We start from the raw sequence: 26,734 nt of genomic DNA on the forward strand, positions 1-26,734 counted from the left end.
TCACCTCCGGGTGGCGGTCACGCGCTGCAGAACCTCCTCGACCGCCTGGCGCTCCTCCTCTTCGGAGATCTCGCCGGCCCGCCGGGCCTCCTCGATCTCCTCCAGGCGCCGCCGGACGGACGTGGGGCTGTGCAGTTCCATCTCTGCCTGGTCCTGAATCCGCTCCGCGAGCCAGACCAGGCCGCGCAGCGGCGCACTGACCGGAAAGGTCAGGATCCCGGTCACGAGGCCCACGGGTCACACCCCCTGCTGGTCGGTGACGACGAAGTCGTACGGCGCCAGCGGCCCCAGCAGTCGCAGGTCCACGCGGCCCTCCCAGCGCTCGCCGAACGCGGTGAGCGTCTCCTCCAGCCGGCCCTGCTCGCTCGTCCTGGCCAGCATCGCGATGTGCACGGCGTCCTGCTCGTGCGTCGGCTCGCGCACGAACGCCATCTCGTAGTGGCCGGAGAGGTGGTCGAGTACCTGCTGCGTGTCGAAGTCGCGCTTGGCCTCGATGCCGGCGGAGATGATCTCCCCGAGCCTGATCCGCTCGTCGCGGGTGAGCTCCTCGGGACGGCCGCGGATGGCCTGGCGCAGGCTTTCTGCCTCCGCGTTCTCCGCGAGGATCTCGGCCAGCACGGCACGCTCGACGTAGCGGCCCCGGATGATGAACTCGGCCTTGCCCTCCAGCTCGCGCAGCGCGGCGATGAACTCGTCGTGGTGCGGTTCGAGCAGCTCGGCCACGACCGCGTCCGCGTTCGCCACCACGCCGCCGAAGCGGAACGGCAGCACCGGCGCCTTCGCGGCGGTGGCGTCGAGCAGCCGCTCGTGCGCCAGGAAGTCGCCCGGCCGGCCCAGCGGCTCGTCGGCGTCGATGTCGCTGACGAGCGCGGCGATCTCACCGTGACGGACGAGCCGTACTTTTCCCGCCGGGTCGCCCAGCCCCTCGGTCTCCGGCGGGCTCTTGAGGTCGGCGGGCACGACGCCGTAGACGTACGAAGCGAGGTTCTGGACCTTGCGCGTGGGCTGCTTCGGCACGGAGGATTCTGAGACCTTCGATCGCCCCATGGCGTTACCCTTCCTCTCGCTGCGGGCGCGGCCGCTTGCGCGGGGCCTCGCGTGGCTCGCGTTCGACCGTGACCTCGGGCTCCTCGGCGGCGGAGCGCGGCTTGTCGGTGAGCTCGCGCAGCTTGTCGCCGGCCGTGTCCATCACGCCCTCGACGAGTTCCTTGGCCTTGTCGGCGCCGCCGCCCTTCGTCTTGGCGAGGACGTCGGTCAGGCCCTCCTCGCTCTCGGCGAGGTCCAGCCGGTTGGCGGCCTCGGCGAAGCGCAGATACGTGTCGACGCTGGCCACGACGACGCGAGCGTCCACCGTGAGAATCTCGATCCCGACAAGCGAGACCCTGACGTACGCGTCGATCACCAGGCCCTTGTCCAAGATGGTGTCGATGACATCGGCCAGGCCCGAAGACGACGGACGTCCGGCCATCTGACCGGACGCCGCCGGTTGCACAGACGTAGTCATGAATATCTCCCCTCGCCTTTCGCAGCCTGCCCATCGAAACCGACACAGAACCCCATACGACAAAAAAACCGGCAGACTTGGCACACATTGCGCTAACGGGTAGCGACATTCCGTGACCTTTCCCAGCGCTGGAGTTTGTTCTCCGGAAGCGTCCGTGGAGTGTTTCCCACGGGCACAGTGGGACGCATGCTGCGGCGTGTCCGGGTAGCTGGCGTACATGCACACTCTCGTCAAGGGCCTGATCGCCGGTGCGGCCGGGACCAGCGCGCTCAACCTGGCCACGTACCTCGACATGGCGATCCGGGGACGCGGGTCAAGCAGCACGCCGCAGCAGGCCGTGGAGAAGCTCACCGACCTCGCCGACGTGGACCTCGGCGAGGCCGAGCGGGCCGAGAACCGCAAGCAGGCGCTCGGCTCGCTCATGGGCTACGGCACGGGGGCGGGCGCGGCCCTGTGCTACGCCCTGCTGTCGGCCCGCCGCCGCCCGCCGTGGCCGGCCGGGGTGCTCGCGCTCACGGTCCTCGCCATGTTCGGCTCCAACGCGCCGCTGACCGCGCTCGGCGTCACCGACCCGCGCGAGTGGCCGCCGTCCAGCTGGGTCTCGGACGCCGTCCCGCACCTGGCGTACGGGATCACGGCGTACGCGACGTACGAGATGTTGAGGGCTTGACAGGCGGGACGAGCGGGCGAAGCGTGGCGTTCACACGCGCCACCCGAAGGGGTTCCGCCATGGCCGTTCACGAGATTCGCATCAACCCCGCCCTCCCCTTACGTGACGAACCCGGCACCGGCCACAACCGCTGGCATCCGGACATCCCACCCGTCGTCCGCTGCGCTCCCGGCGACGAGGTGGTCATGGAGACGCGCGACGCGTTCGACGGCCAGATGGGCCCGGACGCCACGCTGAAGACCGTCGAGGCCCCGAACCTCGACCTCGTCCACCCGCTCACCGGCCCGGTGTACGTCGAGGGCGCCGAGCCCGGCGACCTGCTGGAGATCGAGATCCTCGAGGTCGTCCCCGACGGCTACGGCTACACCGTGCAGGTGCCCGGCTTCGGGTTCCTGCGGGACGTGTTCCCCGAGCCGTTCATCGTGCGCTGGCAGCTCGCCGACGGCTGGGCGGTCTCCGACGACCTGCCCGGCGTGCGCATCCCCGCCGCGCCCTTCATGGGCACGATCGGCCTCGCCCCCGGCCACGCGTCGCTGTCCGCGATCACCGCACGCGAGCAGGCGGCGCTGTCGCGCGGCGGCTTCGTGCTGCCGCCCTCGCCCGAGGGCGCGGTGCCCGCCTCCGCCGCCGGGGCGGCCGGCCTGCGCACGATCCCGCCCAGGGAGCAGGGCGGCAACGTGGACATCAAGCAGCTCGGGGCGGGCACGCGGCTGTTCGTCCCGGTGGACGCGCCGGGGGCGCTGTTCTCGGCCGGCGACGCCCACTTCGCGCAGGGCGACAGCGAGGCGTGCGGCACCGCCATCGAGATGAACGCGACCCTGCGGGTGCGCTTCCACCTGCACCCCGGCGAGGCCGCCGCCAAGGGCATCCGCGCTCCCCGTTTCACCCGCTCCGACTACTGGGTGGCCCCGGCGTACGCGGCGCCGCGCCGCTTCTACGCCACGACCGGCATGTCGGTGAGCCGGGACGGACAGGTGGCCGCCGAGGACGCCACCCTGGCCGCCCGCAACGCCCTCCTCGACATGATCGACCACCTGGGGGAACGCGGGTGGACGGCGCAACAGGCGTACGCGATCTGCAGCGTCGCCGTCGACCTCAAGGTCAGCCAGCTGGTAGACGTCCCCAGCTTCCTGGTCTCCGCCTTCCTGCCCGAGGACATCTTCCCTGACGGCCACTGACCGGGCCCCTCGGCGTACCGTTCGGCCCGTTCCCGGCCCGGCGAACCCGGACCGAGGTCGTTCGGCCCGTCCCCGGCCGGAGGTCGTGCAGTCAGCTCCCGGCCGGGCGGTGCTCGGCGTGCCGTTCGGTCAGTTCCCGGCCGATCCGGGCGAGTTCGGCGCGTACCGACTCGGGCTCCACCACCTCCACCATCGCGCCCCAGCCCGCCAGTTGCTCGGCGATCGAACGAACCAGGTGCGCGCCCACTCGCGCCCTGACCCGGCCGTCCTCCTGGCCGATGACCTCGCAGTGGCGTGCGAAATGCGAGCGCAGCACCGGGAGGAAGCGGGCGTCGATCAGCACCACGGCGGAGACGAGCGAACGCCGCCGCTCCATCTCCGCCACCACCCGCGCCCACTCCGCCGGCAGGTCGAAGTCGTCGGGATGCTCGGCACGGAGGTCGGTGACCTCGGCGGAGTCGACGCGGTCCACGCGGAACGTCCGCCGGCCCGCCTCGGTGCCCGCGACGAGGTACCAGGTGCCGTCCTTGTCGGCCAGGCCGAGGGGATCGACCAGCCGCTCCGTCCCCCTGTACGTCAGCCGCACCTTGCGCCGTCGCACCACGGCGTCCCGCAGCGCCCGCACGAGGGCGGGAGTCTCGCGCTCGGCCTCGCCCCAGCCCGCCGGATCGGAGACGACGGCCCGCGCCGCGGCCTCCGCGTCGGCGCGGAACGTGGCGGGCAGGGCGTGAACGAGCTTGCGCAGGGCGGAGGCCAGCACCGGCTCGCCCGAACCGGCCGGACCCAGGAGCAGGAAGAGGGCCTGGGACTCGGCCGCGGTCAACCCGCTGAGATCCGTACGGGCGCCGCCGACGAGCTGCCAGCCCCCACCACGCCCCGGCTGCGGGTAGACGGGGATCCCGGCGGCGGACAGGGCCTCCAGGTCACGCCGCGCCGTGGCCACCGACACCTCCAGCTCCTCGGCCAGCTCGGCCGCGGTCACCCGGCCGCGGGCCTGGAGCAGCAGCAGGGCGGCCACGAGACGGTCAGCGCGCATGTCGCTCATCCTCGCAAACAAAGTGCTCAGTTGATGAGCACTTTGAACGCGAGTATGGGTCTCACCACCCCGAGAGAGGACCGGAAATGTTGCGAGGACTCAGCACCATCACGTTCTACTCGCCCGACTTCGAGGCGACCAAGCGCTGGTACACCGACCTGCTCGGGATCCCGCCGTACATGGACACGCCGGCGTACATGGAGTGGCGCGTCGGCGACTACCAGCACGAGTTCGGCTTCATCCACAGCTCCTACGCGGGCGGCGAACTGGCCAGGACCCCCGACGCTGGCACGGTCGGGGGTCCGGCGGGCGCCGTGGTCTTCTGGCACGTCGACGACGTCCCGGCGACCCTGGAACGGCTCGTGGCGATGGGGGCGAAGGAACACGACTCGCCGCGCGACCGCGGCACCGGCTTCATCACCGCCTCGGTGATCGACCCCTGGGGCAACATCCTGGGCCTGATGTACAACCCGCACTACCTGAAGGTCCTGGGCTGATCACGGCACGGCGCGCCTCATGAGGCGCCCCGGTAGTCTCGGGGAGATCCCGGTCGGTACAGCACGGAGGCCATGAATGATGGGGTTGGAGCGGGGTTCGCGTCGGCTGTACGGCATGATGCTCATGCTGGCGGCGGTGGTCCTGCTCGTGGACCAGCTCACCAAGCTCTGGGCGGTCTCCGCGCTGTCCGACAGCGAACGCGTCGCCGTGATCCCCCCTCTGATCCACTTCCGGCTGCTGTACAACGCCGGGGCGGCGTTCTCCACGGGCACCGGCGTGACATGGGTGTTCGCCCTGGCGGCGGCAGGGGCCGTGGTCGGCATCCTCTACACCGCGCGTCGGCTGGCCTCCCCCGGCTGGGCGATCGTGCTGGGCATGCTGCTCGGCGGCGCGGTGTCCCACCTGGGCGATCGGCTTTTCCGCGAGCCCGGCTTCGCCCGCGGGCACGTCGTGGACTTCATCGACTACGGCCCGTTCGTGGGCAACGTCGCCGACATCGCGATCACCTGCGGGTGCGTCGCGATGGTGCTGCTCAGCATGCGGGGTGTGCCGCTCGCCAAGGTGCCGGGCGAAGAGCCCGCCTAGAGCTCCCGGCCAGGACGCCCGGGCGGGCTCGCGTGGCGGCGGTGCGCCACTGAGCGGCCGGCGGGTGTTTCCGTGAACGGGCGCGAGCCCGCGGTGACCGTGACGGTGGAGATCAGATGGAGACGCCCGGCTGCATGAGGCGGCGGGCGGCCTCGGTGATGGAGCCGGACAGGGACGGGTAGACGGCGAACGTGTGGGCGATCTGGTCGACGGTCAAGCGCTGCTGCACCGCGACCGACACGGCCAGGATCAGCTCGGACGCGCGCGGCGCCACCACCACTCCGCCGAGCACGATGCCGGTGTGGGGGCGGCAGAAGAGCTTGACGAAGCCGTCGTTGAAGCCCTGCATCTTGGCCCGCGCGTTGGTCGCCAGCGGCAGCTTGACCACGTTGGCCTCGATCTCGCCCGCCTCGATCGCCCGCTGCGCGACGCCCACCGCCGCGATCTCCGGGTCGGTGAAGATGTTGGAGGCCACGGTGGACAGCCGCAGCGGCTGCACGGCCTCACCCAGCGCGTGCCACACCGCGATGCGCCCCTGCATGGCCGCCACGGAGGCGAGCATCAGCACGCCGGTGCAGTCGCCGGCCGCGTAGACGCCGGGCGCGGAGGTGCGCGAGACCTTGTCGACCTTGATGAAGCCGCCCCGGTCGAGCTGGACCCCGGCCTCTTCCAGGCCGATGCCCGAGGTGTTGGGCACCATGCCGACGGTCATCAGCGCGTGAGAGCCCTCGGCCGTGCGGCCGTCCTCCAGGGTCACCACGACCCCGTCGTCGGTGCGCTTGACGGACGACGCCCGCGAACGGCCCATGACGTTCATGCCGCGCCGCCGGTAGACCTCTTCGAGCACCTCGGCGCCGTCGGCGTCCTCGTTGGGCATCATCCGGTCGCGGCTGGAGACCAGCGTGACCTCCGCCCCCAGCGACCGGTAGGCCCCGGCGAACTCCGCCCCCGTCACGCCCGAGCCGATCACGATCAGGTGCTCGGGCAGCTCCTCCAGGTCGTAGAGCTGACGCCAGTTGAGGATGCGCTCCCCGTCGGGCTCGGCCCCGGGCAGCACGCGCGGCGTCGCGCCGGTGGCGATCAGCACCACGTCGGCCCGGATCGTACGGTCGCCCGCCCGCACCACCTGCGGATCGACCAGCCGCCCGCGCGCCCTGACGATCTCGACGCCCTCGGCCTCGACCCGCGTCGCGATGTCGGCCGACTGAGCCTGCGCCAGCTCCTTGACCCGTTTGTTGACCAGCGGCAGATCGACCCCGACCGATCCGACGTCGCCGTCGGGCCCGCCGGTGAACGACACGCCCAGCGAGGCCGCGTCGAGCAGCGCCTGCTTGCGCACGGAGGTCGCGATCAGGGTCTTGGACGGCACGCAGTCGGTCAGCACGCAGGCCCCGCCGGGCCCGTCCTGCTCGACCAGCGTGACTTGCGCGCCCAGTTGCGCCGCCACCAGCGCCGCCTCGTAGCCGCCGGGTCCGCCGCCAATGATCACGATCCTCGTCACGGTTCCATTGTCCCGTACATACCGGACTGCACTGCAACCGGGCTGTGGCGGCTCCCGGCGGAGGTGAAGATCTCGATCCAGAAGCGCTGGCGCTCGTCACCCGCCCCCACCAGGTACGTCGCCTTCAGCTTGGGCGGCAGCAGGGGCGCGAGCCGGGCGACCGCTTCACGGTGGGCGCGCAGTTGCGACAGCTCGGCGTTGGCCAGGACGCGGTGCACGACGTCGCTCGCGTCCGCGCCCTCGGGGCCGTCCTCGGCGGCCTCGCGCAGCCGCGCGGCCCAGCCGTCCACGTCGCCGGCCAGCTCGCGCAGCCCGGTGACCTGCCGGGAGGCCAGGCGGGCCGACAGGTCGGTGAGGGGCACGGGGGCGTACTCGCCGTCGCCCAGGTAGATCTTTCCCAGCTCCAGGGGCAGCCCGCGCCCGTGCAGCTTGACGAGCCGCTCCAGGGTGCGCTTGGTGATCCAGGCGCGGCCCTCGTCGTCGATGTCGTTCTTCCACCACTCCAGGACGGTCTCCGCCACCGGGCCGTACCGCTCGATCAGCCACTCGTTGGCCGGGATGTCCTCGGGCGTGATGTCCAGGGAGACGGTGAAGCGGGAGGCCTGGGCGACGGTGTTGCGAGCGACCAGGAGTTTGCGTCCGAGGTGGTACGGCGGGTTCTGGAGCGCCACCTGGGCCCGCAGCCCCTCGATGCGGCGCCCGGCCAGCGACCATTCCTGCGTGATCTCCATGAGCCTGGCGAAGGTGGACTTGTCCTTGGGCCGGTTGTACTCGTCCCAGACCACGGCCTTGGACTCCTCGCCGGTGAAGACGCGGGCCATCAGGTTGTCGAGCGTGCCGTCCGGGGTGGGCACCGGGACGCACAGATCCTCGACGTTGGTCACGGGCAGGGAGAAGTAGACCGGGTCGCGGCCCAGTTCCTCGCGTACGACCTGCTTGACGACCTCGGTCTTGCCGCAGCCGGGCGGGCCCTGGATCAGCACCGCCCAGCGGCGCCGCAGGGCCTCGCGGACGACCGTGCGGACGGCGTCCGGGAGGTGCGCCGGGGCCGGAACGTCGGCGCCCGCGCGGCGCAGCTCCTCGACCACGGCGGCCAGCACGTCGGGTGCCTGGTCAGGGCCGGGCGTGCCGTCCTGGCGGGGCACGGCCAGACGCAGCCGGTCGCCGTTCACCAGCGGCAGGCCCCAGTGCGGCGGGAGCCCGGCCAGGGCGCAGTCGAGGACGTGCTCCAGCGTGCGCGGGGACATCAGGCGGCGCAGGTCCGGCGGCAGCGTCGCCCACACCCGGAAGACGCCGGAGAGGTCGACGTCGCCGAACTTGCGCGCGAGCGCGGCGCGCCACGCGGTGTCGGCCGCCGTCACCCGCAGGGTGGCCATCCGGTCGAGGATCGCGAGGTCGGAACGGCGGGCGGAGGTCTCGGTCAGCGACTCGTTGTCGGTGAGGAAGACGCCGACGCAGCCGAGCGCGCGCAGGTCGTGCTCGCCCAGCGTCCAGGAGCAGGCGATCTGCATGAGCTGGGCCTGGATGGTCTCGCCGGCCTGCAGGGAGTCGTCGATGAGCAGCACGAACGGGCGGCCCGGGCTGAGCTGACGCATGATCAGCTGGCGCAGGACCAGCTCGCCGTCCTGCCGTACGGGGGCGTTGACGAGGAGGTCGTCGGGCGTGAGGTTCGCGGCGGGCACGTAGACCAGCCGGACGCCCTCCATGTTCTCCCGGACATGGGTGAAGAAGGTGGCGGTCTTGCCGATGCCGTGCTCGCCGAAGACCTGGCCGGTGATGCCGAGGTCGATCATCGCGTCGATGAAGTCGGCGAGGGCGGACCGCCTCGTCCGGCGGCCGGGCGGCTGCGGGTTCACCTCGTGTCCTCCCCCTGGGACGTCGTGTGAGAGCCAGTACATCGGGGCCCGCCAGGAATATCATCTGATTTGCCGTTTAATACCGGCATGCGTGAGGACGATCTCCGAGTATGCCTGCGGGTGCTCGCCGAGCTGGCCGAGGCTCCGCACGACGACCCCGATCTCGTACGCGTCCAGCACGCGGTCAGCGCCTTCACCAGGCGCACCCGGGAGAACGCACGGGCCAGGGAACGACGTCGGCGCGTGGACGAAGACGCGGCGGCGCTGGCGAGTCCCCGCCCGGCGCCCCGGACGGAGGCGGCCGAGTACGCCGATGGTGCGCCGACGGCCCTCGTACGGTCCCCGGAAACGGCCGTCGCGCCGCTCCCGGAGGGCACCGGCCGTCCGGTGCGGTGGCCGCTCGGCTCCGGCGACGGGCTGCGGCGGTGCTACGTGTGCAAGAGCCATTTCCGAGGCGTGGGCAGGCTGTGCCCGCCATGTGATGCCGAGAACCGGGCGCGCAGGCACGCCCGTGCCGACCTGTCCGGCAGGCGGGCCGTCGTCACCGGCGGCCGGGTGAAGGCCGGCTTCGAGCTGGTGCTGAAGCTGCTGCGGGACGGGGCCGCGGTGACCGCGCTCACCCGGTTTCCGCACGACGCGCGCCGCAGGTTCGCCGCCGTGCCCGACAGCCCCGAGTGGGCCGACCGGCTGACGGTCACCGGGATGGACCTGCGCGACGTCCCCGCCCTGCTGCGCTGGTGTGACGCGCAGGTGGACGCGGGCGAGCCGCTGGACATCCTGGTGAACCTCGCCGCCCAGACCGTGCGGCCTCCGGCGGAGTCGTACGCGGCGCTGCTGGCGGCCGAACGTGTCGCCGAGCTGACCGCGGGACCGAGCCTGGGGGCGAGCGCGGAGATCGCCGCCGTAAGAGACGTCTCGGGCCTGATCCCCGACCTGTCGCCGGTCAACTCCTGGACGCGCCTGGTCGAGGACGTCGACCCGGTGGAGTTCCTGGAGGTGCAGCTGATCAACGTCACCGCGCCGTTCCTGCTGCTCGCCCGGCTCCGCCCGCTGCTGGAGAGCTCGCCGCACCCCCGCAGGTACGTCGTGAACGTCTCGGCTGCCGAGGGCCAGTTCGACCGGCGGCACAAGGGCCCGGAGCACCCGCACACCAACATGGCCAAGGCCGCGCTCAACATGCTCACCCGCACCAGCGCCGGCGAGCTGGCCGCACACGGCGTCTACGTGACGAGCGTGGACCCCGGCTGGTTCTCCGACCAGCAGCCGGAGCCGGACCGCCGCCGCCGCGCCGCGGCCGGTTTCTGCCCGCCGCTGGACGACGTGGACGCGGCGGCCCGCGTGTACGACCCGATCGTGCGCGGCGAGGCCGGCGACCCGCCGTACGGGTGCCTGCTGAAGGACTACCGCGTCGCGCCCTGGTGACCGGTCAGGCGGCCACGGCGCCCGCGGTGACCAGCAGCTCGGGAAGGGTGCCGACGAAGCCGTCCTGCAGCAGCCGCAGCGCCACCATCCACGCCTCCGGCCGCCCGCCGAGGTTCTGGTGCACCAGCTCGGCCAGCCGGCGCAGCACCCGCGGATCCGGCGACGCCGCCGGGCCGGGGGCGAGCACGGCGTCCGGGGATACCATGGACAGCACCTCGTCGGCCGACAGCTCGCGATGCCGCAGCGCGTCGGCCACCTGCCGCCCGTAGACGGCGGCGGCGTCCCAGTGCGCCCGCCGCAGGGGTGAGCGCAGCCGGCGGTGGGCGCCGTGGCCGGTCTCGTCGCAGAAGAACGGCCGCAGGACCACGTCGCCGTCCTTGCCGGTCAGCGTGCGGACCGCCGCCGTGCCGCGCAGCCCGGGAAGCCACAGCGACTCCGCGTACGGCTCCAGGGCCTCGGGCGGGAGGATGGAGGCGATCTGCTCGGCGGTCAGGGTGCCCATGACGAAGCCGTTGCCGGCCACCTTCACCGCGGCGGGCGCGCCGACCAGTGCCAGGCGCTCGCAGACGTCCGCGAGCAGCTCGGCGGTGGGTGCGGGGGCGAGCGGCGCGACATGGGGATGGTCGGCGACCGCGAGCCGGAGCAGCTCGTACGGCGTGTCGGGGCGCAGCGCCAGCAGCCGCGCCACCGGGTAGGGGAAGGGCCCGTCGCGCCGCCGCCGTTCCGGCTCGGCCGCCAGCAGGGCGCACCAGTCGATCCGGGGCGCGCAGGGATGCCGGCGGTGGACGACCGAGCGCACCAGCGGCGCGGACGCCAGCGGGTCCCGGCCCGCCGCGTCGCCGAGTTCGGCCACCGAGGCGAGCCGTTCCGGCCGCCGCACCCGCTCGCTCAGCTCGCGCAGCCGGTCGGCGCCGTCCTGGCCACGCAGCGCGGCCCGTACGTACGCGCCGACGCTCGGCTCCGACTCGTCCGGCCCCCAGCGGGCTTCGGGCAGCCGGTCCTCCTCCTCCAGCCGCCGCAGCTCGTACGAGCGGTGGGTGTCCAGCAACAACCGGCAGGCCCGTACGGCGCCGTGCGGCTCGGCGCCCCGGCCCAGCGTCCGCAGGGCGTGCGCGGCGACGTCGGGGTCGGAGGAGTGCAGCAGCGCGTTCAGCAGCCGCTCGGAGCCCGCCTGCTGCAGGACGTGCGCCGGGAGCGGGACGAGCGTGACTCCGTCGCGCCGGGAGGTCTGGCCGGCCAGCTGCCGCAGGACATTGCGCGGCACGGCGGGCGAGAGGAAGAGCGCGCCGTTCACCTCGGGGTCGTCCAGGTCCAGCAGCCGGCCGAGCAGGCATGACTTCGGGTCCGACAGCGCCGGATCGGACAGCAGGCCGGCGGGCGGGCGGCCGTCCCGCCGCAGGAACGCCTCGACGACCGTCAGGTTGAGCATTCCGTAGCTGGTGTGGGCCTGTGCGGTCAGGGGGTCGGCGAGCAGCGCGTCCAGCTCGCCGGGGGCGGCGAAGCGCAGCAGGCCCGCGGCGCAGGCGCGGATGTCGGCCGCCCTGACCCGGGCGACAGCGGCAAAAGTCACGGATCGACACCGTACGGGGTCGGAGATCACATCGCCAGCACCGGGCGTACCCGGTGGCAGGCCATCGGCGGGTGATGCCGCTCGGGCCAGTCGTCGCCGCCTGGCGTGACCAGCCAGATCCACCGGTCGGGCATGGCGGGCGTGATCGGCGGAGCGTGCCCATCGGTGAGCACGATCACCGCGTCGGGGTGCCCGTCAAGGTGATCGACCTGCCCGTCCGGCTGGTCGATCACCCCGTGACGGCCCTCGACGTGGTCGCGGACCGCGGCGAAGCTCGTGCCGCCCCCGCCGTACACCCGCTCACCCGGCCGGAACGGCATGACGACGGCGTCGAAGCTCAGCCAGTGCGCCTCCACCCCGTCGATCCGCCCGACCAGCTCGGTGAGCCACTCCACCACGCCGTCCGGCATCGACCCCGACGTGTCGAGGGCGATCACCAGCGTCTTGACCCGCTCCCGGCCGCGCCGGGCCAGCGTGGGTTCGTGGCCGAGCGCGGCCAGCACGGCGCCGCGCTTCTTGGGGTAGACCAGCCGCTCGCCGTCCCTCAGCTTGGAGCCGAGCACGTCGACGAGCCACTGCTGCCACCATTCGACGCGGCGCGTGGCGACGGTGCGCCCGCGCAGCGCGTGCGCGCCGAGGTCGCCCCAGAGCCGGTCGGCGCGCGCCCCCGCGCCTTCGGTGCGGTCGAGCAGGTCCAGCAGCTCGCCGCGCGCCACGGCGTTGCCGCGCCGGGCGGCGATCAGCACACTGCGCAGCACCTCGTTGCCGACGCGGTCGACGGTCTCCTGGTCGAGCCCGTCCATGAGCAGGTGGACGCAGGGCGGCTGCCGGGGCACGGGCGGGTGGCGCATCCGGCGCAGCTCCCGATAGACGATCATGTCGGTGGCGGCGAACTCCTCGTAGGGCAGCGCCGCCAGCCCCTGCTCCGCCAGGTCGGCCTGGTACGCCCGGTGCACCGTGGCCGGGTCGATGCCCACCGGCCGCCCGTCGATCACGGGAAGCCCGCGGGCGCGCAGCCGTACGAGCGCGACGTGGTTGATGGTCACCTCGCAGGCCAGGGTGAAGACGGGGTCGTCCAGCAGCTCCTGCTCGGCGAACAGGTGCCGCTGCACCAGGTGACGGGCCTCGTGGAAGAGGACGAACCGCACCCCTTCCAGGCCCAGGGCCACGAAGAAGCCGGGGTTGTAGAGCAGCAGGCACGTGCCGTCGCCGGAGGCCAGCACGGCCGCGGTGTCCACGGCCGTGGTCGGGACCTGGTGGTGACACTTGCTGTAGATCCACGACGCGATCGCGCTGTGCGTCAGGCCGAGGTCGAGCAGCGCCTGCTCCTTCAGCCGCCGCGCCCGCTCGACCGTCTCGGGATCGGCCGGCCGCCACCGCTCCAGCGCGCGCCGGTCGGTCAGCTCGACGACCGGCGGCCTGGGCCTTCCCGTCTGTCCGTACGGCATGGAGCCAGCATGCCTGACCGTGGCATGACACGGCTTCGTACCGGGGGTGGAACGACTCGGCCGCGGGGCGTGACAGGATAGCGCGGTAGCTGGATGAGCGTCACCCGTCGAGAGGGGTGGATCGTGGCATGGCTTTCGCACTCGGGGAAGCCGAATGACCGCAGGCTTTACGCTGCTTACGGCTCCAACATGGATCCGGAGCAGATGGCCATGCGTGCGCCGCATTCTCCGATCTGGGGCGTGGGCTGGCTGCCCGGCTGGCGGCTGACGTTCGGCGGCTACGACTCCTCCTGGGAGGGCGCGGTCGCGACGATCGTGGAGGATCCCAGCGAGCACGTGTTCGTGGTGCTCTACGACGTGCCCGAGTGGGAGGAGACCTCGCTCGACCAGTGGGAGGGCGCGGTGCGCGGCGCCTACCACAAGGTGCGGCTGCGTGTGCAGACGCTGGAGGGCGAGGTCGTGGCCTGGTTCTACGTGCTCGACGGCTATGAGGGCGGCCTGCCCTCGGCCCGCTACCTCGGCTGCCTGGCCGAGGCGGCCGAGCGCGCCGGAGCCCCCGACGACTACGTCAAGGAGCTCCGGCAGCGCCCCTGCACGTCCTACGGCGGCTAGATCGGGTAACGCGTGGCGTCCGCGGTGAGCAGATCCGCGAGGAAGGCCGCCTGCCGCGGGTCGTCCCAGTCGCCGACCTCGCCGCCGTGGACGGCCGTCCACACGCCCCACTCCAGCAGCATGTACGTGACGGCGGCCGGCCACAGCGCCCGCTCCTGATCGGTCAGCCGCACGTGGGCGAGATAGGCGTCCCGGAAGGCGGCCCACTCCGTGGCGGAAAACGACCGCGCGGGGCCGCCCGGCAGGTCGTTGTGGAACAGCAGCACGGCCAGGGCCAGGTCGAGGAGCCGGGGCGCCCGTTCCCCGTTGTCGGGGTCGATCAGGACGGGCCCGGCCGCGCCGTACACGAGGTTGACGGCTTTCCAGTCGAGCGACACGTCGGCCGCGGGCAGGCCGGCGTCGCGGATCGCGGGCAGCGTGGTGGTCATGAACGACCGCAACAGCGGCGCGAGCCGGCCGAGCACCTGCTCGCGCAGGTCCGGCCGGTAGGCGGTGAGCACCTTGTCGAGGCCCGCCACGTCCTCCTCGACCGACGCCGCGTCGTGGTCGGGCCACGCGAAGCCGGGCAGGCCGGTCGAGCCGTCGGGCGCCGCGTGCAGGCGTCCCAGCAGGTCGCCGGCGGCGCGGATGTCCGCCGGCGAGCCGTCGTAGGCGCGCCCGTCGATCCAGGGGTAGGCGACCCAGTCGTGCTCGCCGATCCCGTACGGCCCGGCCAGTGGCGTCACCACCGGCACGCCCGCGCCCGCGAGGTGGCGCACCCACCGGCCCATGGCCTCGGCCGAGTGGGTGCGTTTGACGGCGACGGCCACTCCGCCGATCGCGCCGCGGAACACGGGGGCGTAGGGGTAGAGGGAGTCCTGCGGCTCGATGCCGAACCGCAGGAACACCTCCGAGTAGTCGTCAGTCACGAGCAGGACGCTAGCTCAGCGGCCGGCCCTTCGTCTCCTTGAGGACGAACACGTAGACGAGGGTCGAGATCAGCGCGAGCGCCGACATGTACCACGGGAAGAGCTGCGGGTTGCCGGCCTCCTGCAGGGCGGTGCCGATCAGCGGCGCGGTGCCGCCGAAGAGCGCCACGGTCAGCGAGTACGGGAACCCCGCGCCCGCCGCACGCACCCGCGTCGGGAAGAGCTCGGAGTTGACCGCGGCCGAGATCGAGGTGAAGCAGCCGAGGAAGACCATGCCGACGAGTTGCACGACGAGCAGGCTCGCGTACGCGTCGGTGAGCAGGCTGAGCAGCGGCACCGGCAGCACGAGGAACCCGACGCCGAACGTGATGAGCATCGGCCGGCGCCCGACCCGGTCCGACAACATGCCGAGCAGCGGCTGCAGGATCATGAAGAAGACCAGCGAGATCGTGCCGATCTGCAGCGAGTCGGCCTCGTCGAAGCCGACGGTGATCTGCGCGTACGTGGGCAGGAAGCTGGTCCAGGTGTAGTACGCGACGGTGCCGGCGATCGTGATGCCCACGATGGTGGCCGCCGACCTCGGGTGGTTCTTGAGGAACTCGAACATCTTCGGCCGCTCGGCCTTGCCCTGCTGGATCTCCTCGGCCACCGCCGACGTCTCGTCGGCGCCCTTGCGGATCCACAGGCCGACGAGGCTGAGCACGGCGCCGACGATGAACGGGATGCGCCAGCCGTAGGAGTCCATGTCGGCCTCGGCGAGGCTGGTGGCCAGCACCGCCGCCAGGCCCGAGGCGAGGAGCTGGCCGATGGTCGTGCTGACGTACTGGAAGCTCGAGAACAGGCCGCGGCGGCCCTCGGGGGCCGACTCGACGAGGAACGTGGTGGCGGCGGCGAACTCGCCGCCCACCGACAGGCCCTGGATGAGCCGGGCCAGGGTGAGGATGACCGGCGCGAGCAGGCCGACCGCCTCATAGGTGGGGGTCAGGCCGACGATCAGCGAGCCCACGCCCATCAGGATGATGGTGAACGTCATGGCGGCCTTGCGCCCGTACCGGTCGGCGAAGGCGCCGACCAGCAGGCCGCCGAGCGGACGCATGAAGAAGCCCACGGCGAAGACGGCGAACGAGCTGAGCAACGGCACGAGACTGCTGCCGGTGCTCGCGGGGAAGATCTGCGCGGAGAAGTAGATCGCGAGGAAGGTGTAGGCGTACCAGTCGTACCACTCGACGACGTTGCCGATGCTCGCCGCCATGAGCTGGCGAGCCCGGCTCTTGGGGATGCCGAGCGGTGACGGGGCCATGGGGGAGGTGGCCACCTGGACTCCTTTGCTGCCACGTGCGGGAATGCTTTACTGTGCAGGTAGCAGACCGAAACAGTCAAATGTCGAGGAATATATTTACAATCCCGACACAGAAACGGGTCTACGTGGACGTTCTCGACCGGCGGCTCGTCGCCGCCCTGCAGGTCAGCCCCCGCGCGTCGTGGGGCGAGATCGGCCGGGCCGTGGGCGAACACGAGCGCACGGTCGCCCGGCGGCTGCAACGGCTGATCTCCGAGGGCGTCGTCCGGGTCACCGCCATCTACGACGACCTGCGCACCGGCCACGGGCGTCCGGTGCACCTCGACGTCCAGGTGTACGCGGGCACGGCGGACCACGTCGCCAAGTCGCTGACCGAGCGGCCCGACACCCGCTCGGTGTACGCGCTGACCGGCGCCGCCGACCTCGGCTGCGAGCTGATCGCGCCCTCGCGCGAGGACCTGCACCGCATCCTGTCCGAGCAGCTCACCGGCATCGACGGCATCGTGCGGACACAGGCGCAGGTGGTGCTGCACACGTTCAGGACCGTCGCGGAGTGGCACGCGCCCTACCTCACCGAGCAGGAGGTCGCCGAGCTGCGGCCGGGGCCGCCGCCGGAGTGCCTGCCCGACGAGGAGACCCTGTCGCCGCTGGAACAGCAGATCGCCGACCTGCTCGTCGCCGACGGCCGCATCGCGTACACCGCGGTCGCCGAGCGGCTCGACCTCTCCCCGCCGACCGCCCGCCGCCGGCTCACCTCGCTGCTGGAGCGGCGGCTGCTGCTGCCGCGCGCCGAGGTGGAGCCCGCGCTGCTCGGGCTGCAGGTGGAGGCCATGCTCTGGCTGAAGGTCCGCCCGCACGGGCTCGACCTGGTCGGCCAGCGGCTGGCCGCACACCCCGACGTCCGGTACTGCGCCGCGACCACCGGCACGCGTTCCCTCATCGTGCAGGTCGTCGCGGCGCACGAAGCCGACCTCTATCGCTTCGTGACAGGGGTGGTCGGCCGGTACGACGAGATCACCGACATCGATCTCACCCTCATCACCCGCGCCTACAAACGCGGCCATCTCCACAAGTCCGGACTGCTCACGCTGAACCACCGTTGGGAGACCACACCATGACGCCCGCAGAGAAGGAAGTCGCCGACCTGTGCGTGGAGCTCATCCGCGCCGACAGCAGCAACTACGGGGACGGCAGCGGCCCCGGCGAACGAGCCGCCGCCGAGGTCGTCATGGCCAGGCTGTCGGAGGTCGGGATCGAGTCGACGTACATCGAGAGCGAGCCCGGCCGCGGCAACGTGATCACCCGGGTGGAGGGCTCCGACCCGTCGCTGCCCGCCCTGCTCGTCCACGGCCACCTGGACGTCGTGCCGGCCAACGCCGCCGACTGGTCGGTGGACCCGTTCGCGGGCGAGATCCGCGACGGCTACATCTGGGGCCGCGGCGCGGTGGACATGAAGGACATGGACGCGATGATGCTGGCCCTGATCCGCCAGCTCAAGCGGGAGAACCGCAGGCCCCGCCGCGACATCGTGTTCGCCTGGGTGGCCGACGAGGAGGCCGGCGGCGTGTACGGCGCCAAGTACCTCACGGCCCACCACCCCGAGCTGTTCGAGGGCGTCACCGAGTCGATCAGCGAGGTCGGCGGCTACTCGCTGGAGGTGGACCCGTCGCTGCGGCTCTACCTCATCGAGACGGCCCAGAAGGGCCTGTCCTGGATGAAGCTGATCGCCGACGGCACGGCCGGGCACGGCTCGATGCTCAACTCCGACAACGCCGTCACCGAGGTCGCCAAGGCCGTGGCGAGGATCGGCGCGCACGACTGGCCGCTGACCTACACCGCCACGGTCCGGCAGTTCCTCACCGAGGTCGCCGACGCCTTCGGCATCCCGTTCGACGAGGACGACCCGCAGCCGGTCCTGGACAGGATCGGGCCGCTGGTGCGGTTCGTCGGCGCGACGCTGCGCCACACCGCCAACCCGACCCAGCTCGACGCCGGCTACAAGTCGAACGTCATCCCCGGCCAGGCCACGGCCGTGGTGGACGGGCGTTTCCTGCCCGGGTTCGAGGAGGACTTCTTCAAGACGATCGACTCGCTGCTCGGGCCGAAGGTGCGGCGCGAGTTCATCCACCACGACATCGCGCTGGAGACGACGTTCGACGGGGCGCTGGTGGAGTCGATGATCGCGGCGCTGAAGGCCGAGGACCCGGCGGCGCGGGCGATCCCGTACTGCATGTCGGGCGGCACCGACAACAAGACGTTCTTCGCGGACCTCGGGGTGCGCGGGTTCGGGTTCGTGCCGCTGCGGCTGCCCGGCGACATGGACTTCGCCTCGATGTTCCACGGCGTGGACGAGCGGGTGCCGGTGGACGCGCTGCAGTTCGGCGTCCGGGTGCTGGACCGGCTGCTCCTAAACTACTGATTTGTGAACAACGACCCTTACACCCAGGCCGGCGAGGCCGCGGCGGCGCTGCGCGGCGCCGCCGGCCTCGACACCTTCGACGTGGCGCTCGTCATGGGGTCGGGGTGGGTGCCCGCCGCCGACGCGATCGGCGAGACGGTGAGCGAGATCCCGTTCTCCGACCTGCCCGGCTTCCGCGCACCCGCGGTGGCGGGGCACGGCGGCAAGATCCGCGCCGTGCGCACCGCCGGGGGCAGGACCGCGCTGATCTTCCTCGGCCGTACGCACCTGTACGAGGGGCTCGGCGTCGACGCGGTGGTGCACGGCGTGCGCACGGCGGCGGCGGCCGGCGTCCGCACACTCGTGCTGACCAACGCGGCAGGCGGGCTGCGTCCCGAGACGCAGAACGTCGGCGACCCGGTCCTGATCAGCGACCACATCAACCTGACCGGGGCCAACCCGATCACCGGCACCACCTTCATCGACCTCACCGAGGTCTACTCGCGCCGCCTGCGCGACCTGGTCCGCGAGATCGACCCGTCCATCGCCGAGGGCGTCTACGTCGCCTTCCGCGGGCCCACGTACGAGACGCCGGCCGAGATCCGCATGCTGCGCACGCTGGGCGGCGACCTGGTCGGCATGTCCACCGTGCTGGAGGCGATCGCGGCCCGCGAGGCGGGCGTGGAGGTGCTCGGCGTCTCCCTGGTCACCAACCCCGGCGCCGGGCTCTCCGGCGAGCCGCTCGACCACGAGGAAGTGCTGGAGGTGGGCCGCGCCACGGCCGCCCGCATGGGCGTCCTGCTGTCCAAGGCAGTGGACCGCCTGTGACCGCCCGGGGCCCCTTCGGGGCGGCGACGCCGGCGACCGCCCGGAACTTCCGCGGGGAGGCGCGCCGGTGAACGCGCAGGAGCTTCTGCGGGACGCGCGCCGGTGGCTGGCGCAGGACCCCGACCCCGACACACGCGCCGAACTGTCGGAACTCATCGAACGTGAAGACCTGCCCGCGCTGCGCGAGCGGTTCGGGGCCAGGCTGGAGTTCGGCACCGCCGGGCTGCGCGGCGAGCTGGGCGCGGGCCCGAACCGGATGAACCGCGTCACCGTCATGCGCGCCGCCGCCGGACTGGCCGCCGTGCTGGGGCCGGGCAGGCACGTGGTCATCGGGTACGACGCGCGGCACAAGTCCGACGTGTTCGCCCGCGACACGGCCGCCGTGCTCACGGGGGCGGGGCTGCGCGCCTCGCTGCTGCCGCGCCCGCTGCCCACCCCCGTCCTGGCCTTCGCCGTGCGCCACCTGGGAGCGGACGCGGGCGTCACCGTGACGGCCAGCCACAACCCGCCGCGCGACAACGGCTACAAGGTCTACTGGGGCGACGGCTCGCAGATCGTGCCGCCGATCGACGCCGAGATCTCGGCCGCCATCGACGCCGCAGGCCGCGTCGACGAGCTCCCCCTGAACGGCCCCGGTGAGCTGACGATGCTCGGCGAGGACGTCGTCACCGCCTACCTCGACGCCGTGACCTCGCTGCCCCTCGGTGACGCCCGCGACCTGCGGGTGGCCTACACGCCGCTGCACGGCGTCGGCGCGGACCTGCTGACCAGGGCGTTCAAGGCGGCCGGGTTCGAGGAGCCGATCGCGGTCGAGGAGCAGCGCGACCCCGACCCGGACTTCCCGACGGTGGCCTTCCCCAACCCGGAGGAGCCGGGCGCGATGGACCTCGCCGTCGCGCTGGCCGCCAAGACGGACGCCCACCTGGTGCTGGCCAACGACCCCGACGCCGACCGGTGCGCGGTGGGGGTTCCGCTGCCGGGCGGCGGCGTACGCATGCTGACCGGTGACGAGCTCGGCGGCCTGCTGGCCGAGCACGTCATCACGCACACCACGGGCGACCGCATGGTGGCCACCACGATCGTCTCCTCCACCCTGCTCGGCAAGATCGCGCGGGCGCACGGCGTCCGGTACGGCGAGACGCTCACCGGCTTCAAGTGGATCATCAAGGCCGGGCCCGGGCTGGTCTTCGGCTACGAGGAGGCCATCGGCTACAGCGTCGGCTCCGACTCCGGCCTGCCGGTCCACGACAAGGACGGCATCGGCGCGGCGCTGACCGTGGCCGGCATCGCGGCGGCGGCCCGGCGCGACGGCCGTACGCTGCTGGACCTGCTGGACGACCAGGCCCGCCGCCACGGCCTGCACGCGACGTCGCAGGTGTCGTTCCGGGTGGCGGACCTGTCGCTGATCTCCGGCGCGATGACCCGCCTGCGCACCACCCCGCCCACGACGCTCGGCGGCCTGGCGGTGGAGCGCGCCGACGACCTGTCCAAGGGAGACGGCGGCCTCCCCCCGACCGACGGCCTGCGCTATGTCCTGTCCGGCGGCGCCCGCGTCGTGATCCGCCCTTCCGGCACGGAGCCCAAACTGAAGTGCTACCTGGAGGTCGTCGTCCCCACGCCGGACGACGTCACCGAGGCCCGCACCCAGGCCACCGACGCCCTCTCAGCTCTGAAGCACGACCTGGAATCCCACCTGGATCTCTAGCGACACAGCCGCACTCGGCAGTGCCAGGATCGGCACGACCACATTCGGCCCCATCCCCGGTCCGCTTCTCCTCATTGGCACCGACCTCTCCATGATCGAGGCGATCAACACCGATGGTCGCCCCTTCTACCAGCAACCGTCTGTTTCATCGTTCACCCGCTCGCTCCCTACAATGTCCGGCAGTTGCTCGACCTGCCGGCGCCGGCCCCCAGAAGCCAGTCAGACCCAGGCGTAGTTGTCATCGGTGACATCCGGCAGTTCGGCGGCACCAGCCGGTGCCCAAGGATCGGAGAGCCCGGCTAGGGCGGCACCGATCGGCGGGAAGATCGGCAGACGGGTGGTCTTGCGATAGTGGACCCACTTCGTGTCCGCCCGTCGGGCAATGCGTCGTACTCATTGCGGGCGAGGGTGGAGCGCACGCGCTCGGTGATGTGCAGCCGGTAGATGAGGTGGAGTTTGCGCGGTGGAGGTGTGGGGCCGGGGCGTGAGACGCGCTGATCCACCAGCCAGAGGAGTTCCGGTTCGGTGGCGTGGCTGAGATCGAGGTGGAGTTCTTCGGCCAGTTCCCGACGTAGCGCGTCGTGCAAGGGCTCGCCGGATTCGACGTTCCCCGCCGGACGCCGTCACGGGCGCACTGGGTCAGCCGCTACGGACGGCCCGGCCAAGGGCGGGCAAAGAGGCGGCCAAAGTCATGCTCTAGCGTAAGCACCATGAGGGCGGCTCGGTATCTGTGCTGGCTGGCCTGGGCGCAGAAGGGTCGGGTCGCGCTTGGCGCGATGCTGGGAACCCTCTGGATGGTGGGCCTGACGCTCCCGCCGTACCTGCTGTCGAGGGCCGTCGACGACGGCCTGGCGCCCGGCTGGGTGCTGGCGCTGCTCGGCGCGGGCCTGGTCAACGCCTGGCTGGCGATGGTGCGGCACCGCACGATGACCAAGATCCGGATGGACGCCAACTTCCGCACCGTGCGCGCCCTGGTCGAGCAGATCAACAAGCTGGGCGCCGACCTGCCCAAACGCGCTTCGACGGGCGACGTGGTGACGATCGGAATCGGCGACGTCATCGCCATCGCCGCCTCGCTGACGGTGACCGGCCCCGGGGTGGGCGCGGTGATCAGCTACGGCGTGGTGGCGGCGCTACTGCTGCAGGTCTCCGTGGTGCTGGCCGTGGTGGTGCTGCTGGGCGTGCCGCTGCTGGCGATAGTGCTCGGCCCGCTGCTCGGGCGGCTGATGAAGGTGCAGAACGGCTACCGCGAGAACCAGGGCAGGCTGACCACCCGCCTGGTCGACCTGATCGAGGGGCTGCGGGTGCTCAACGCCTTCGGCGGCAAGGGCGCCTACGCCGAGCGGTACCGCGCCGACTCGGCGAGCCTGCGCGAGCAGGGCTACCGGGTGGCATCGCTGACGAGCTGGATCGGCGCGCTGGGCGCCGGATTGCCCGCCCTGTTCCTGGCCGCCGTCACCTGGCTGGGCGCCCGGCTGGCCGCCGAGGGGGCGATCACGGTGGGCGAACTGGTCGGGGTGTACGGGTACATCGCCATGCTGGTGGTTCCTGTCTCCTCCTTCATCGAGGGCAGCTTCCAGGTCAGCCACGGCCTGGTCGCCGCCCGCCAGGTCACCCGCTTCCTCGCGCTGCGCGCCGAGGAGCGGCCCCGGCCCGCCGGGCCGGAGGTCGCGCCGGGGAGCCTGGTGGGGCTCGTCAGCGCCCGGCCGGAGGAGAGCCTGGCACTGCTCGAAGGGATGGGCGGGTTCGATTGCACCTCTCTGATCGCCGACCACGACGCCGCCCTGTTCGCGGGCACGCTGCGCGAGGTCCTCCAGGGCCGGGGCGAGGCGGACGACGAGGCCATCGACCGGGCCGTGCACGTCGCCGCGGCGCAGGACGTGGTCGCCGGGCTGCGCCACGGGCTCGACTCGTTGATCGAACCCGGCGGCCGCAACCTGTCGGGCGGCCAGCGCCAGCGGGTGCGCCTGGCCCGATCCCTGCTGGCCGAGCCCGAGGTGCTGCTGGCCATAGAGCCCACCTCGGCCCTGGACGCGCACACCGAGTCCCTCCTCGCGGGGCGGCTCCGTACGGCGCGCGCCGGCCGTACCACGGTCGTGGCCACCACCTCGCCACTGCTGCTCGCCCAGGCCGACCAGGTGCTGTTCATCGAGGATGGGCGGGTGGCCGCCACCGGCACCCACCGCGAGCTGATGGACTCCACCCCCGCCTACCGATCGGTGCTCGCATGAACCGCGACCTGCCCATCGCCGACCGCCGGCAGGTACGGCGGGCCGCCCTGCGCCTTGTCAGGCGCGAGGTGCCTGGCTTCATCGCGACGCTGCTGCTCAACAGTCTGGCGGCGGCCGCCGCGCTGATCAGCCCGTGGTTGCTGGGCCGCATCATCGACGCCATCAGCGCCGGAGACACGGTCGACCTGCTCGCCGCGATCGCCGTGGGCGCTGCGCTGGCCCAGCTGGTCCTGTCCAGATACGCCGAGAAGGTCGGCGCTCGCTTCAGCGAGCGTGTCCAGGAAGGCATCCGCGCCGAACTCCTGGACCGCGTGCTGGCCCTGCCCGCCGCCACGGTCGAGCACATCCGCACCGGCGACCTGACCGCCCGCGGAACCACCGACGTGGCCGTCGTCGGCCGCACCCTGCGCGACGCCGCCCCCGCGATCCTCGTCTCAAGCTTGCAGGCGCTCTTCCTGATCGTCGCCGTCTTCCTGGTCGACCTCGTCCTCGGCGCCTGCGGCCTGCTCGCGCTGGTCGGCATCGTGGCCGCCTCCCGCTGGTACCTTCGCCGCGCCCGCCCCGCCTACCTGGAGGAAGGCGCCGCCCGCTCGGAGCTGGCCGAGCACCTGGCCGCCAACGCCGCGGGCGCCCGCACCATCGAGGCCCTGGGCCTGCAGGCCAAGCGCACACAGGCGGCGGAACGGGTGATCGAGCGCAACCGGGCCGCCCAGTTGCGGACGCTCTTCCTGCGCAGCGTGCTCTGGCCCTCGGTGGAGGTCTCCTCGCTGCTGCCGCCCGTGCTGGTACTGCTGCTCGGCGGGGTGCTCCTGGACCGCGGCCAGGTCACGCTGGGCGCGGTCGTCACCTGCGTGCTCTACCTACGCCAGCTCGGCCAGCCGATCGAAACGATCCTGATCTGGCTGGAGCAGCTGCAGAGCAGCGGCGCCTCCTTCGCCAGGATCGAGGGCCTCGCGGCACCGGCGCGGGAGGAGGCCGCCGCCGCGACGCCGCAGGGTGACCGCATCGAGGCATGCGGCGTGCACTTCGCCTACGAAGGCGGCGACGACGTGGTGAGCGGCGTCGATCTGACCGTACGGCCCGGCGAGCGTCTGGCCGTCGTCGGCCCCTCGGGAGCCGGCAAGTCAACCCTGGGCAAGCTACTGGCCGGCATCGACCGCCCCCGCCTGGGCACGGTCACCGTCGGCTCGGTACCCGTCGCCGACCTCTCCCCCACCCAGCTCCGCGAGCACGTCGTCCTGGTCACCCAAGAACAGCACCTGTTCCTCGGCACCGTCCGCGACAACCTGCTGCTGGCGGATCCGACGGCCGGCGACGACCGACTGGACAAGGCGCTTGCGGCGGTCGGCGCCGACTGGGTCGCGTCGCTCGACGACGAGCTGGGGTCCCAGTCGTCCGGCGTCACCCTCGGCCCGGACCGGGTCCAGCAGCTCGCCCTGGCCAGGGTCATGTTGGCCGACCCGCACACCGTCATCCTCGACGAGGCCACCGCCATGCTCGACCCCCGTACGGCCAGGCGCGCGGAACGCTCGCTCGCCGCCGTCCTGGAGGGGCGGACCGTCATTGCGATCGCCCACCGCCTGCACACTGCCCGCGACGCCGACCGGGTGGTGGTCATGGACAACGGCCGGGTGGTGGAGGTCGGCGCCCACGACGAGCTGGCCGCGGCGGGCGGGGTGTACGAGGCGCTGTGGAGGTCGTGGCACAGCTCGCGGAGTGCCGGCGCCGAACACGATTCTCCGCCGCACTGATCGGTGAAGCCGGGAGACGGTCGGCATCACGACCTCAGCGAGCTCATCGTCCACCGCTCCAAGATGCCCTGGGCCGGCACGTCCGCCCCGCTCTACGCCGCCTCCCGCAGCGGGTGAGAGGTGGGCGGGGTCACGCACATCACGCCCGAGCAGCTGGTGGACGCCCGGTGGTGGGCGGCGTGGGAAGCCGCGCCGCCCACGACCGTCAGGACAGGCGGAACTGCAGGTCGATGTCCCAGTTGTTGAGGTCGGGTTCCTCCAGCGGGTTGGTCTTGTAGAGCTCCAGGCGGCAGCCCCAGTGCTCGGTGCCGTCCTTCTCGGTCGCGTCCAGGGTCAGGCCCTGCTCCTCGACCCACGTGAGCACGGACTCGATGACGCCGAACAGCTGGTCGGGGTGGCCGTGGTGCGACTCGGTGACGTAGCGGCCGGCCGGAAGCACGGCGGCGAAGAGGTCTCCCTCGCCCTCCACCGGCACGGCCACCGGCACCCCCGCCTGCACGACCAGCCGGTCACCGGCCATGTCGATCTCCTCGTACCGGAAGAACGGGGCGTCGGCGGGGTGGTGGCCGCGTTCGGCGAGCCAGCCGATGATGCCGGCGATGCGGTCGCCCACCACGCCGAACGTGGTCATGGTGATGGTCCCGCGCACCCCGACGTACGGACGCTCGGGAAGTTCGATGATCTGTGGCATGTGTCCTCCTTCACCCATCAGTACGGAGGACGTCCCCGAAACTCATCGGCAGCCCGAAGAACGGGAACAACCCCGGATCCAGGTACGTCGTCTCCCCCGTGATCACGCCGCCCGCGACCTCCAGCACGACCAGGGCGAACGCCTCCCCCTTGACGTACTGCCCGAAAGCCGGGCAGCCGTTGGCCCGCGTACGGACGAGGCGGGAGCCGGCGCAGTACGCGTCGCCGGCGGCGGCGGCCAGCACCGTGCGGACGTCCTCCCGCCCGCGCAGCCACCACGTGAACGGCGGCATCGACGACGTGGCGTCCTCGTGCAGCAGCGACACGAGCGCGGCCACGTCGTAGCGCTCGAACGCCGACACGTAGCGGTCCAGCAGCCCTTCGTCCACCTCTGAGTCGGTCTCCCGGGTGGCGGGCAGGGCGGCCCGGGCGCGTTGCAGGGCGCTGTTGACGGAGGCGACGCTCGTGCCCAGCAGGACGGCCGTCTCGGCGGCGCTCCACTTCAGCACGTCACGCAGGATGAGCACGGCGCGCTGCCGGGGCGGCAGGTGCTGCAGGGCCGCCACGAACGCCAGCCGCACCGTCTCCCGCGTCACCGCCACGTCGGCGGGATCGAGGACGCGCACGTCGGGGACGGGCCAGACCCACCGGTCCCCCGGCAACGGGACACCCAGGTCGGCGCCTGGAACGGCGGCGGGCGTGAGGTCCATGGCCCGGGCGCGGCGCTGGGGGCCGCGCAGCATGTCGAGGCAGATGTTCGTGGCCAGGTGGAACAGCCACGCCCGCAGCGGCCCCTTGGCCGAATCGTACGTCCGCCACGCCCTGACGAACGTCTCCTGCACCGCGTCCTCTGCCTCGAAACCGGAGCCGAGCATGCGGTAGCAGTAGCCGGTCAGCTCGACCCGATGCGGTTCCAGCAGCGGCCCGAGGTCCTGCGCGGTCACGGGGACGAGATCACCTGCTCCAGGGCGAAGCTGAGCTGTCCGATGCCGAACATGTCCTCACCAGATGTAGGGGCTGACACGGTGTCACAGTCAACCTAT

25 protein-coding genes are annotated in these 26,734 nt (G+C 72.2%); 12 read left to right on the top strand and 13 right to left on the bottom strand.

Features of this window, described 5'->3' with window-relative positions:
* Genes ACIBP6_RS46210 through gvpJ form a run of 3 tightly spaced genes read right to left on the bottom strand, consistent with a single transcriptional unit; the run spans nucleotide 1 to nucleotide 1,504 of the window.
* The gene (locus ACIBP6_RS46210) at nucleotides 1-234 is read right to left on the bottom strand and encodes a gas vesicle protein GvpG (protein WP_397061528.1); all 234 of its coding nucleotides are present in this window, start codon (nucleotides 232-234) and stop codon (nucleotides 1-3) included.
* 3 nt (nucleotides 235-237) lie between these two features.
* Nucleotides 238-1,017, bottom strand: a complete 780-nt coding sequence (locus ACIBP6_RS46215; RefSeq protein WP_397061529.1) for a GvpL/GvpF family gas vesicle protein — start codon at nucleotides 1,015-1,017, stop codon at nucleotides 238-240.
* Between the two features lie 34 nt (nucleotides 1,018-1,051).
* A complete protein-coding gene (gvpJ, locus tag ACIBP6_RS46220; RefSeq protein ID WP_132611452.1) occupies nucleotides 1,052-1,504 on the bottom strand; it encodes a gas vesicle protein GvpJ in 453 nt (150 codons plus the stop codon).
* A 217-nt stretch (nucleotides 1,505-1,721) separates the two neighbouring features.
* On the opposite strand from gvpJ, the gene ACIBP6_RS46225 reads away from it, so the two are divergent.
* Together ACIBP6_RS46225 and ACIBP6_RS46230 are read left to right on the top strand one after the other, a co-directional pair.
* Nucleotides 1,722-2,174, top strand: a complete 453-nt coding sequence (locus ACIBP6_RS46225; protein WP_397061530.1) for a hypothetical protein — start codon at nucleotides 1,722-1,724, stop codon at nucleotides 2,172-2,174.
* A 59-nt stretch (nucleotides 2,175-2,233) separates the two neighbouring features.
* The gene (locus tag ACIBP6_RS46230; RefSeq protein ID WP_397061532.1) at nucleotides 2,234-3,352 is read left to right on the top strand and encodes an acetamidase/formamidase family protein; all 1,119 of its coding nucleotides are present in this window, start codon (nucleotides 2,234-2,236) and stop codon (nucleotides 3,350-3,352) included.
* A 91-nt stretch (nucleotides 3,353-3,443) separates the two neighbouring features.
* Here the strand turns inward: ACIBP6_RS46230 and ACIBP6_RS46235 are convergent, their stop codons facing one another.
* Complete coding sequence (locus ACIBP6_RS46235; protein WP_397061534.1) at nucleotides 3,444-4,388, bottom strand: helix-turn-helix transcriptional regulator; 945 nt, start codon at nucleotides 4,386-4,388, stop codon at nucleotides 3,444-3,446.
* Between the two features lie 86 nt (nucleotides 4,389-4,474).
* On the opposite strand from ACIBP6_RS46235, the gene ACIBP6_RS46240 reads away from it, so the two are divergent.
* Both ACIBP6_RS46240 and ACIBP6_RS46245 read left to right on the top strand, forming a co-directional pair.
* Entirely contained in the window at nucleotides 4,475-4,885 is a 411-nt protein-coding gene (locus tag ACIBP6_RS46240; protein WP_397061536.1) for a VOC family protein, read from the top strand.
* Nucleotides 4,886-4,961: 76 nt separating this feature from the next.
* Nucleotides 4,962-5,471: a signal peptidase II gene (locus tag ACIBP6_RS46245; RefSeq protein WP_397061538.1), complete on the top strand. Its 510-nt coding sequence runs from the start codon at nucleotides 4,962-4,964 to the stop codon at nucleotides 5,469-5,471.
* A 112-nt stretch (nucleotides 5,472-5,583) separates the two neighbouring features.
* Here ACIBP6_RS46245 and ACIBP6_RS46250 read toward each other — a convergent pair whose 3' ends face one another.
* The gene (locus ACIBP6_RS46250; protein WP_132611464.1) at nucleotides 5,584-6,972 is read right to left on the bottom strand and encodes an NAD(P)H-quinone dehydrogenase; all 1,389 of its coding nucleotides are present in this window, start codon (nucleotides 6,970-6,972) and stop codon (nucleotides 5,584-5,586) included.
* The gene (locus tag ACIBP6_RS46255; RefSeq protein ID WP_397061540.1) at nucleotides 6,969-8,828 is read right to left on the bottom strand and encodes an AAA family ATPase; all 1,860 of its coding nucleotides are present in this window, start codon (nucleotides 8,826-8,828) and stop codon (nucleotides 6,969-6,971) included. The genes ACIBP6_RS46250 and ACIBP6_RS46255 overlap by 4 nt, the downstream gene beginning before the upstream one ends.
* Nucleotides 8,829-8,915: 87 nt before the next feature.
* Here ACIBP6_RS46255 and ACIBP6_RS46260 point away from each other — a divergent pair, with 87 nt between their 5' ends.
* Nucleotides 8,916-10,250 carry an SDR family NAD(P)-dependent oxidoreductase gene (locus ACIBP6_RS46260; protein WP_397061541.1) on the top strand — a complete coding sequence of 445 codons (1,335 nt, stop codon included), beginning with the start codon at nucleotides 8,916-8,918 and terminating at the stop codon, nucleotides 10,248-10,250.
* Nucleotides 10,251-10,254: 4 nt separating this feature from the next.
* On the opposite strand, the gene ACIBP6_RS46265 is transcribed toward ACIBP6_RS46260, so the two are convergent.
* Together ACIBP6_RS46265 and ACIBP6_RS46270 are read right to left on the bottom strand one after the other, a co-directional pair.
* Nucleotides 10,255-11,820 (bottom strand): hypothetical protein, encoded by a 1,566-nt coding sequence (locus tag ACIBP6_RS46265; RefSeq protein ID WP_397061543.1) that lies wholly within the window; start codon nucleotides 11,818-11,820, stop codon nucleotides 10,255-10,257.
* A gap of 26 nt (nucleotides 11,821-11,846) precedes the next feature.
* Nucleotides 11,847-13,268, bottom strand: coding sequence for a vWA domain-containing protein (locus ACIBP6_RS46270; protein WP_397061545.1), 1,422 nt, complete (start codon nucleotides 13,266-13,268; stop codon nucleotides 11,847-11,849).
* A 123-nt stretch (nucleotides 13,269-13,391) separates the two neighbouring features.
* Between ACIBP6_RS46270 and ACIBP6_RS46275 the strand changes: the two genes are divergently transcribed.
* Nucleotides 13,392-13,880, top strand: a complete 489-nt coding sequence (locus tag ACIBP6_RS46275; RefSeq protein WP_281282655.1) for a gamma-glutamylcyclotransferase — start codon at nucleotides 13,392-13,394, stop codon at nucleotides 13,878-13,880.
* Here ACIBP6_RS46275 and ACIBP6_RS46280 read toward each other — a convergent pair.
* Both ACIBP6_RS46280 and ACIBP6_RS46285 read right to left on the bottom strand, forming a co-directional pair.
* Complete coding sequence (locus tag ACIBP6_RS46280) at nucleotides 13,877-14,788, bottom strand: phosphotransferase (RefSeq protein WP_397061547.1); 912 nt, start codon at nucleotides 14,786-14,788, stop codon at nucleotides 13,877-13,879. The genes ACIBP6_RS46275 and ACIBP6_RS46280 overlap by 4 nt on opposite strands.
* 10 nt (nucleotides 14,789-14,798) lie before the next feature.
* A complete protein-coding gene (locus ACIBP6_RS46285; protein WP_397061549.1) occupies nucleotides 14,799-16,103 on the bottom strand; it encodes an MFS transporter in 1,305 nt (434 codons plus the stop codon).
* 110 nt (nucleotides 16,104-16,213) lie between these two features.
* Between ACIBP6_RS46285 and ACIBP6_RS46290 the strand changes: the two genes are divergently transcribed.
* The 4 genes from ACIBP6_RS46290 to ACIBP6_RS46305 all read left to right on the top strand — a co-directional run bounded on the left by ACIBP6_RS46290 (nucleotide 16,214) and on the right by ACIBP6_RS46305 (nucleotide 21,019).
* Nucleotides 16,214-17,206, top strand: a complete 993-nt coding sequence (locus ACIBP6_RS46290; RefSeq protein WP_132611476.1) for an Lrp/AsnC family transcriptional regulator — start codon at nucleotides 16,214-16,216, stop codon at nucleotides 17,204-17,206.
* Entirely contained in the window at nucleotides 17,203-18,507 is a 1,305-nt protein-coding gene (locus ACIBP6_RS46295) for a M20/M25/M40 family metallo-hydrolase (RefSeq protein ID WP_397061551.1), read from the top strand. The genes ACIBP6_RS46290 and ACIBP6_RS46295 overlap by 4 nt, the downstream gene beginning before the upstream one ends.
* A 3-nt stretch (nucleotides 18,508-18,510) precedes the next feature.
* Entirely contained in the window at nucleotides 18,511-19,314 is an 804-nt protein-coding gene (locus ACIBP6_RS46300; protein ID WP_397061553.1) for a purine-nucleoside phosphorylase, read from the top strand.
* Nucleotides 19,315-19,381: 67 nt separating this feature from the next.
* Nucleotides 19,382-21,019, top strand: coding sequence for a phospho-sugar mutase (locus ACIBP6_RS46305; RefSeq protein WP_397061555.1), 1,638 nt, complete (start codon nucleotides 19,382-19,384; stop codon nucleotides 21,017-21,019).
* A 299-nt stretch (nucleotides 21,020-21,318) separates the two neighbouring features.
* Here the strand turns inward: ACIBP6_RS46305 and ACIBP6_RS46310 are convergent, their stop codons facing one another.
* Nucleotides 21,319-21,606 carry an NUDIX hydrolase gene (locus ACIBP6_RS46310; protein WP_397061557.1) on the bottom strand — a complete coding sequence of 96 codons (288 nt, stop codon included), beginning with the start codon at nucleotides 21,604-21,606 and terminating at the stop codon, nucleotides 21,319-21,321.
* A gap of 123 nt (nucleotides 21,607-21,729) precedes the next feature.
* Between ACIBP6_RS46310 and ACIBP6_RS46315 the strand changes: the two genes are divergently transcribed.
* Both ACIBP6_RS46315 and ACIBP6_RS46320 read left to right on the top strand, forming a co-directional pair.
* Nucleotides 21,730-23,250, top strand: a complete 1,521-nt coding sequence (locus tag ACIBP6_RS46315; RefSeq protein WP_397061559.1) for an ABC transporter transmembrane domain-containing protein — start codon at nucleotides 21,730-21,732, stop codon at nucleotides 23,248-23,250.
* Entirely contained in the window at nucleotides 23,247-25,001 is a 1,755-nt protein-coding gene (locus ACIBP6_RS46320) for an ABC transporter ATP-binding protein (RefSeq protein ID WP_397061561.1), read from the top strand. The genes ACIBP6_RS46315 and ACIBP6_RS46320 overlap by 4 nt, the downstream gene beginning before the upstream one ends.
* A 205-nt stretch (nucleotides 25,002-25,206) precedes the next feature.
* Here the strand turns inward: ACIBP6_RS46320 and ACIBP6_RS46325 are convergent, their stop codons facing one another.
* Together ACIBP6_RS46325 and ACIBP6_RS46330 are read right to left on the bottom strand one after the other, a co-directional pair.
* Entirely contained in the window at nucleotides 25,207-25,692 is a 486-nt protein-coding gene (locus tag ACIBP6_RS46325; RefSeq protein WP_397061563.1) for a GyrI-like domain-containing protein, read from the bottom strand.
* Nucleotides 25,693-25,702: 10 nt separating this feature from the next.
* Nucleotides 25,703-26,635: a sigma-70 family RNA polymerase sigma factor gene (locus tag ACIBP6_RS46330; RefSeq protein ID WP_397061565.1), complete on the bottom strand. Its 933-nt coding sequence runs from the start codon at nucleotides 26,633-26,635 to the stop codon at nucleotides 25,703-25,705.
* Nucleotides 26,636-26,734: the final 99 nt, after the last annotated feature.

It is taken from the genome of Nonomuraea terrae (genome assembly GCF_044465245.1).
GTDB lineage: Bacteria > Actinomycetota > Actinomycetes > Streptosporangiales > Streptosporangiaceae > Nonomuraea > Nonomuraea terrae.

What these genes read in the sequence shown, in the direction of transcription:
- gvpJ (WP_132611452.1), bottom strand. Translation starts at nt 1,504, where the DNA reads ATGACTACGTCTGTGCAACCGGCGGCGTCCGGTCAGATGGCCGGACGT.
- ACIBP6_RS46225 (WP_397061530.1), top strand. Translation starts at nt 1,722, where the DNA reads ATGCACACTCTCGTCAAGGGCCTGATCGCCGGTGCGGCCGGGACCAGC.
- ACIBP6_RS46230 (WP_397061532.1), top strand. Translation starts at nt 2,234, where the DNA reads ATGGCCGTTCACGAGATTCGCATCAACCCCGCCCTCCCCTTACGTGAC.
- ACIBP6_RS46235 (WP_397061534.1), bottom strand. Translation starts at nt 4,388, where the DNA reads ATGCGCGCTGACCGTCTCGTGGCCGCCCTGCTGCTGCTCCAGGCCCGC.
- ACIBP6_RS46240 (WP_397061536.1), top strand. Translation starts at nt 4,475, where the DNA reads ATGTTGCGAGGACTCAGCACCATCACGTTCTACTCGCCCGACTTCGAG.
- ACIBP6_RS46245 (WP_397061538.1), top strand. Translation starts at nt 4,962, where the DNA reads ATGATGGGGTTGGAGCGGGGTTCGCGTCGGCTGTACGGCATGATGCTC.
- ACIBP6_RS46260 (WP_397061541.1), top strand. Translation starts at nt 8,916, where the DNA reads ATGCGTGAGGACGATCTCCGAGTATGCCTGCGGGTGCTCGCCGAGCTG.
- ACIBP6_RS46270 (WP_397061545.1), bottom strand. Translation starts at nt 13,268, where the DNA reads ATGCCGTACGGACAGACGGGAAGGCCCAGGCCGCCGGTCGTCGAGCTG.
- ACIBP6_RS46295 (WP_397061551.1), top strand. Translation starts at nt 17,203, where the DNA reads ATGACGCCCGCAGAGAAGGAAGTCGCCGACCTGTGCGTGGAGCTCATC.
- ACIBP6_RS46315 (WP_397061559.1), top strand. Translation starts at nt 21,730, where the DNA reads ATGAGGGCGGCTCGGTATCTGTGCTGGCTGGCCTGGGCGCAGAAGGGT.
- ACIBP6_RS46320 (WP_397061561.1), top strand. Translation starts at nt 23,247, where the DNA reads ATGAACCGCGACCTGCCCATCGCCGACCGCCGGCAGGTACGGCGGGCC.
- ACIBP6_RS46325 (WP_397061563.1), bottom strand. Translation starts at nt 25,692, where the DNA reads ATGCCACAGATCATCGAACTTCCCGAGCGTCCGTACGTCGGGGTGCGC.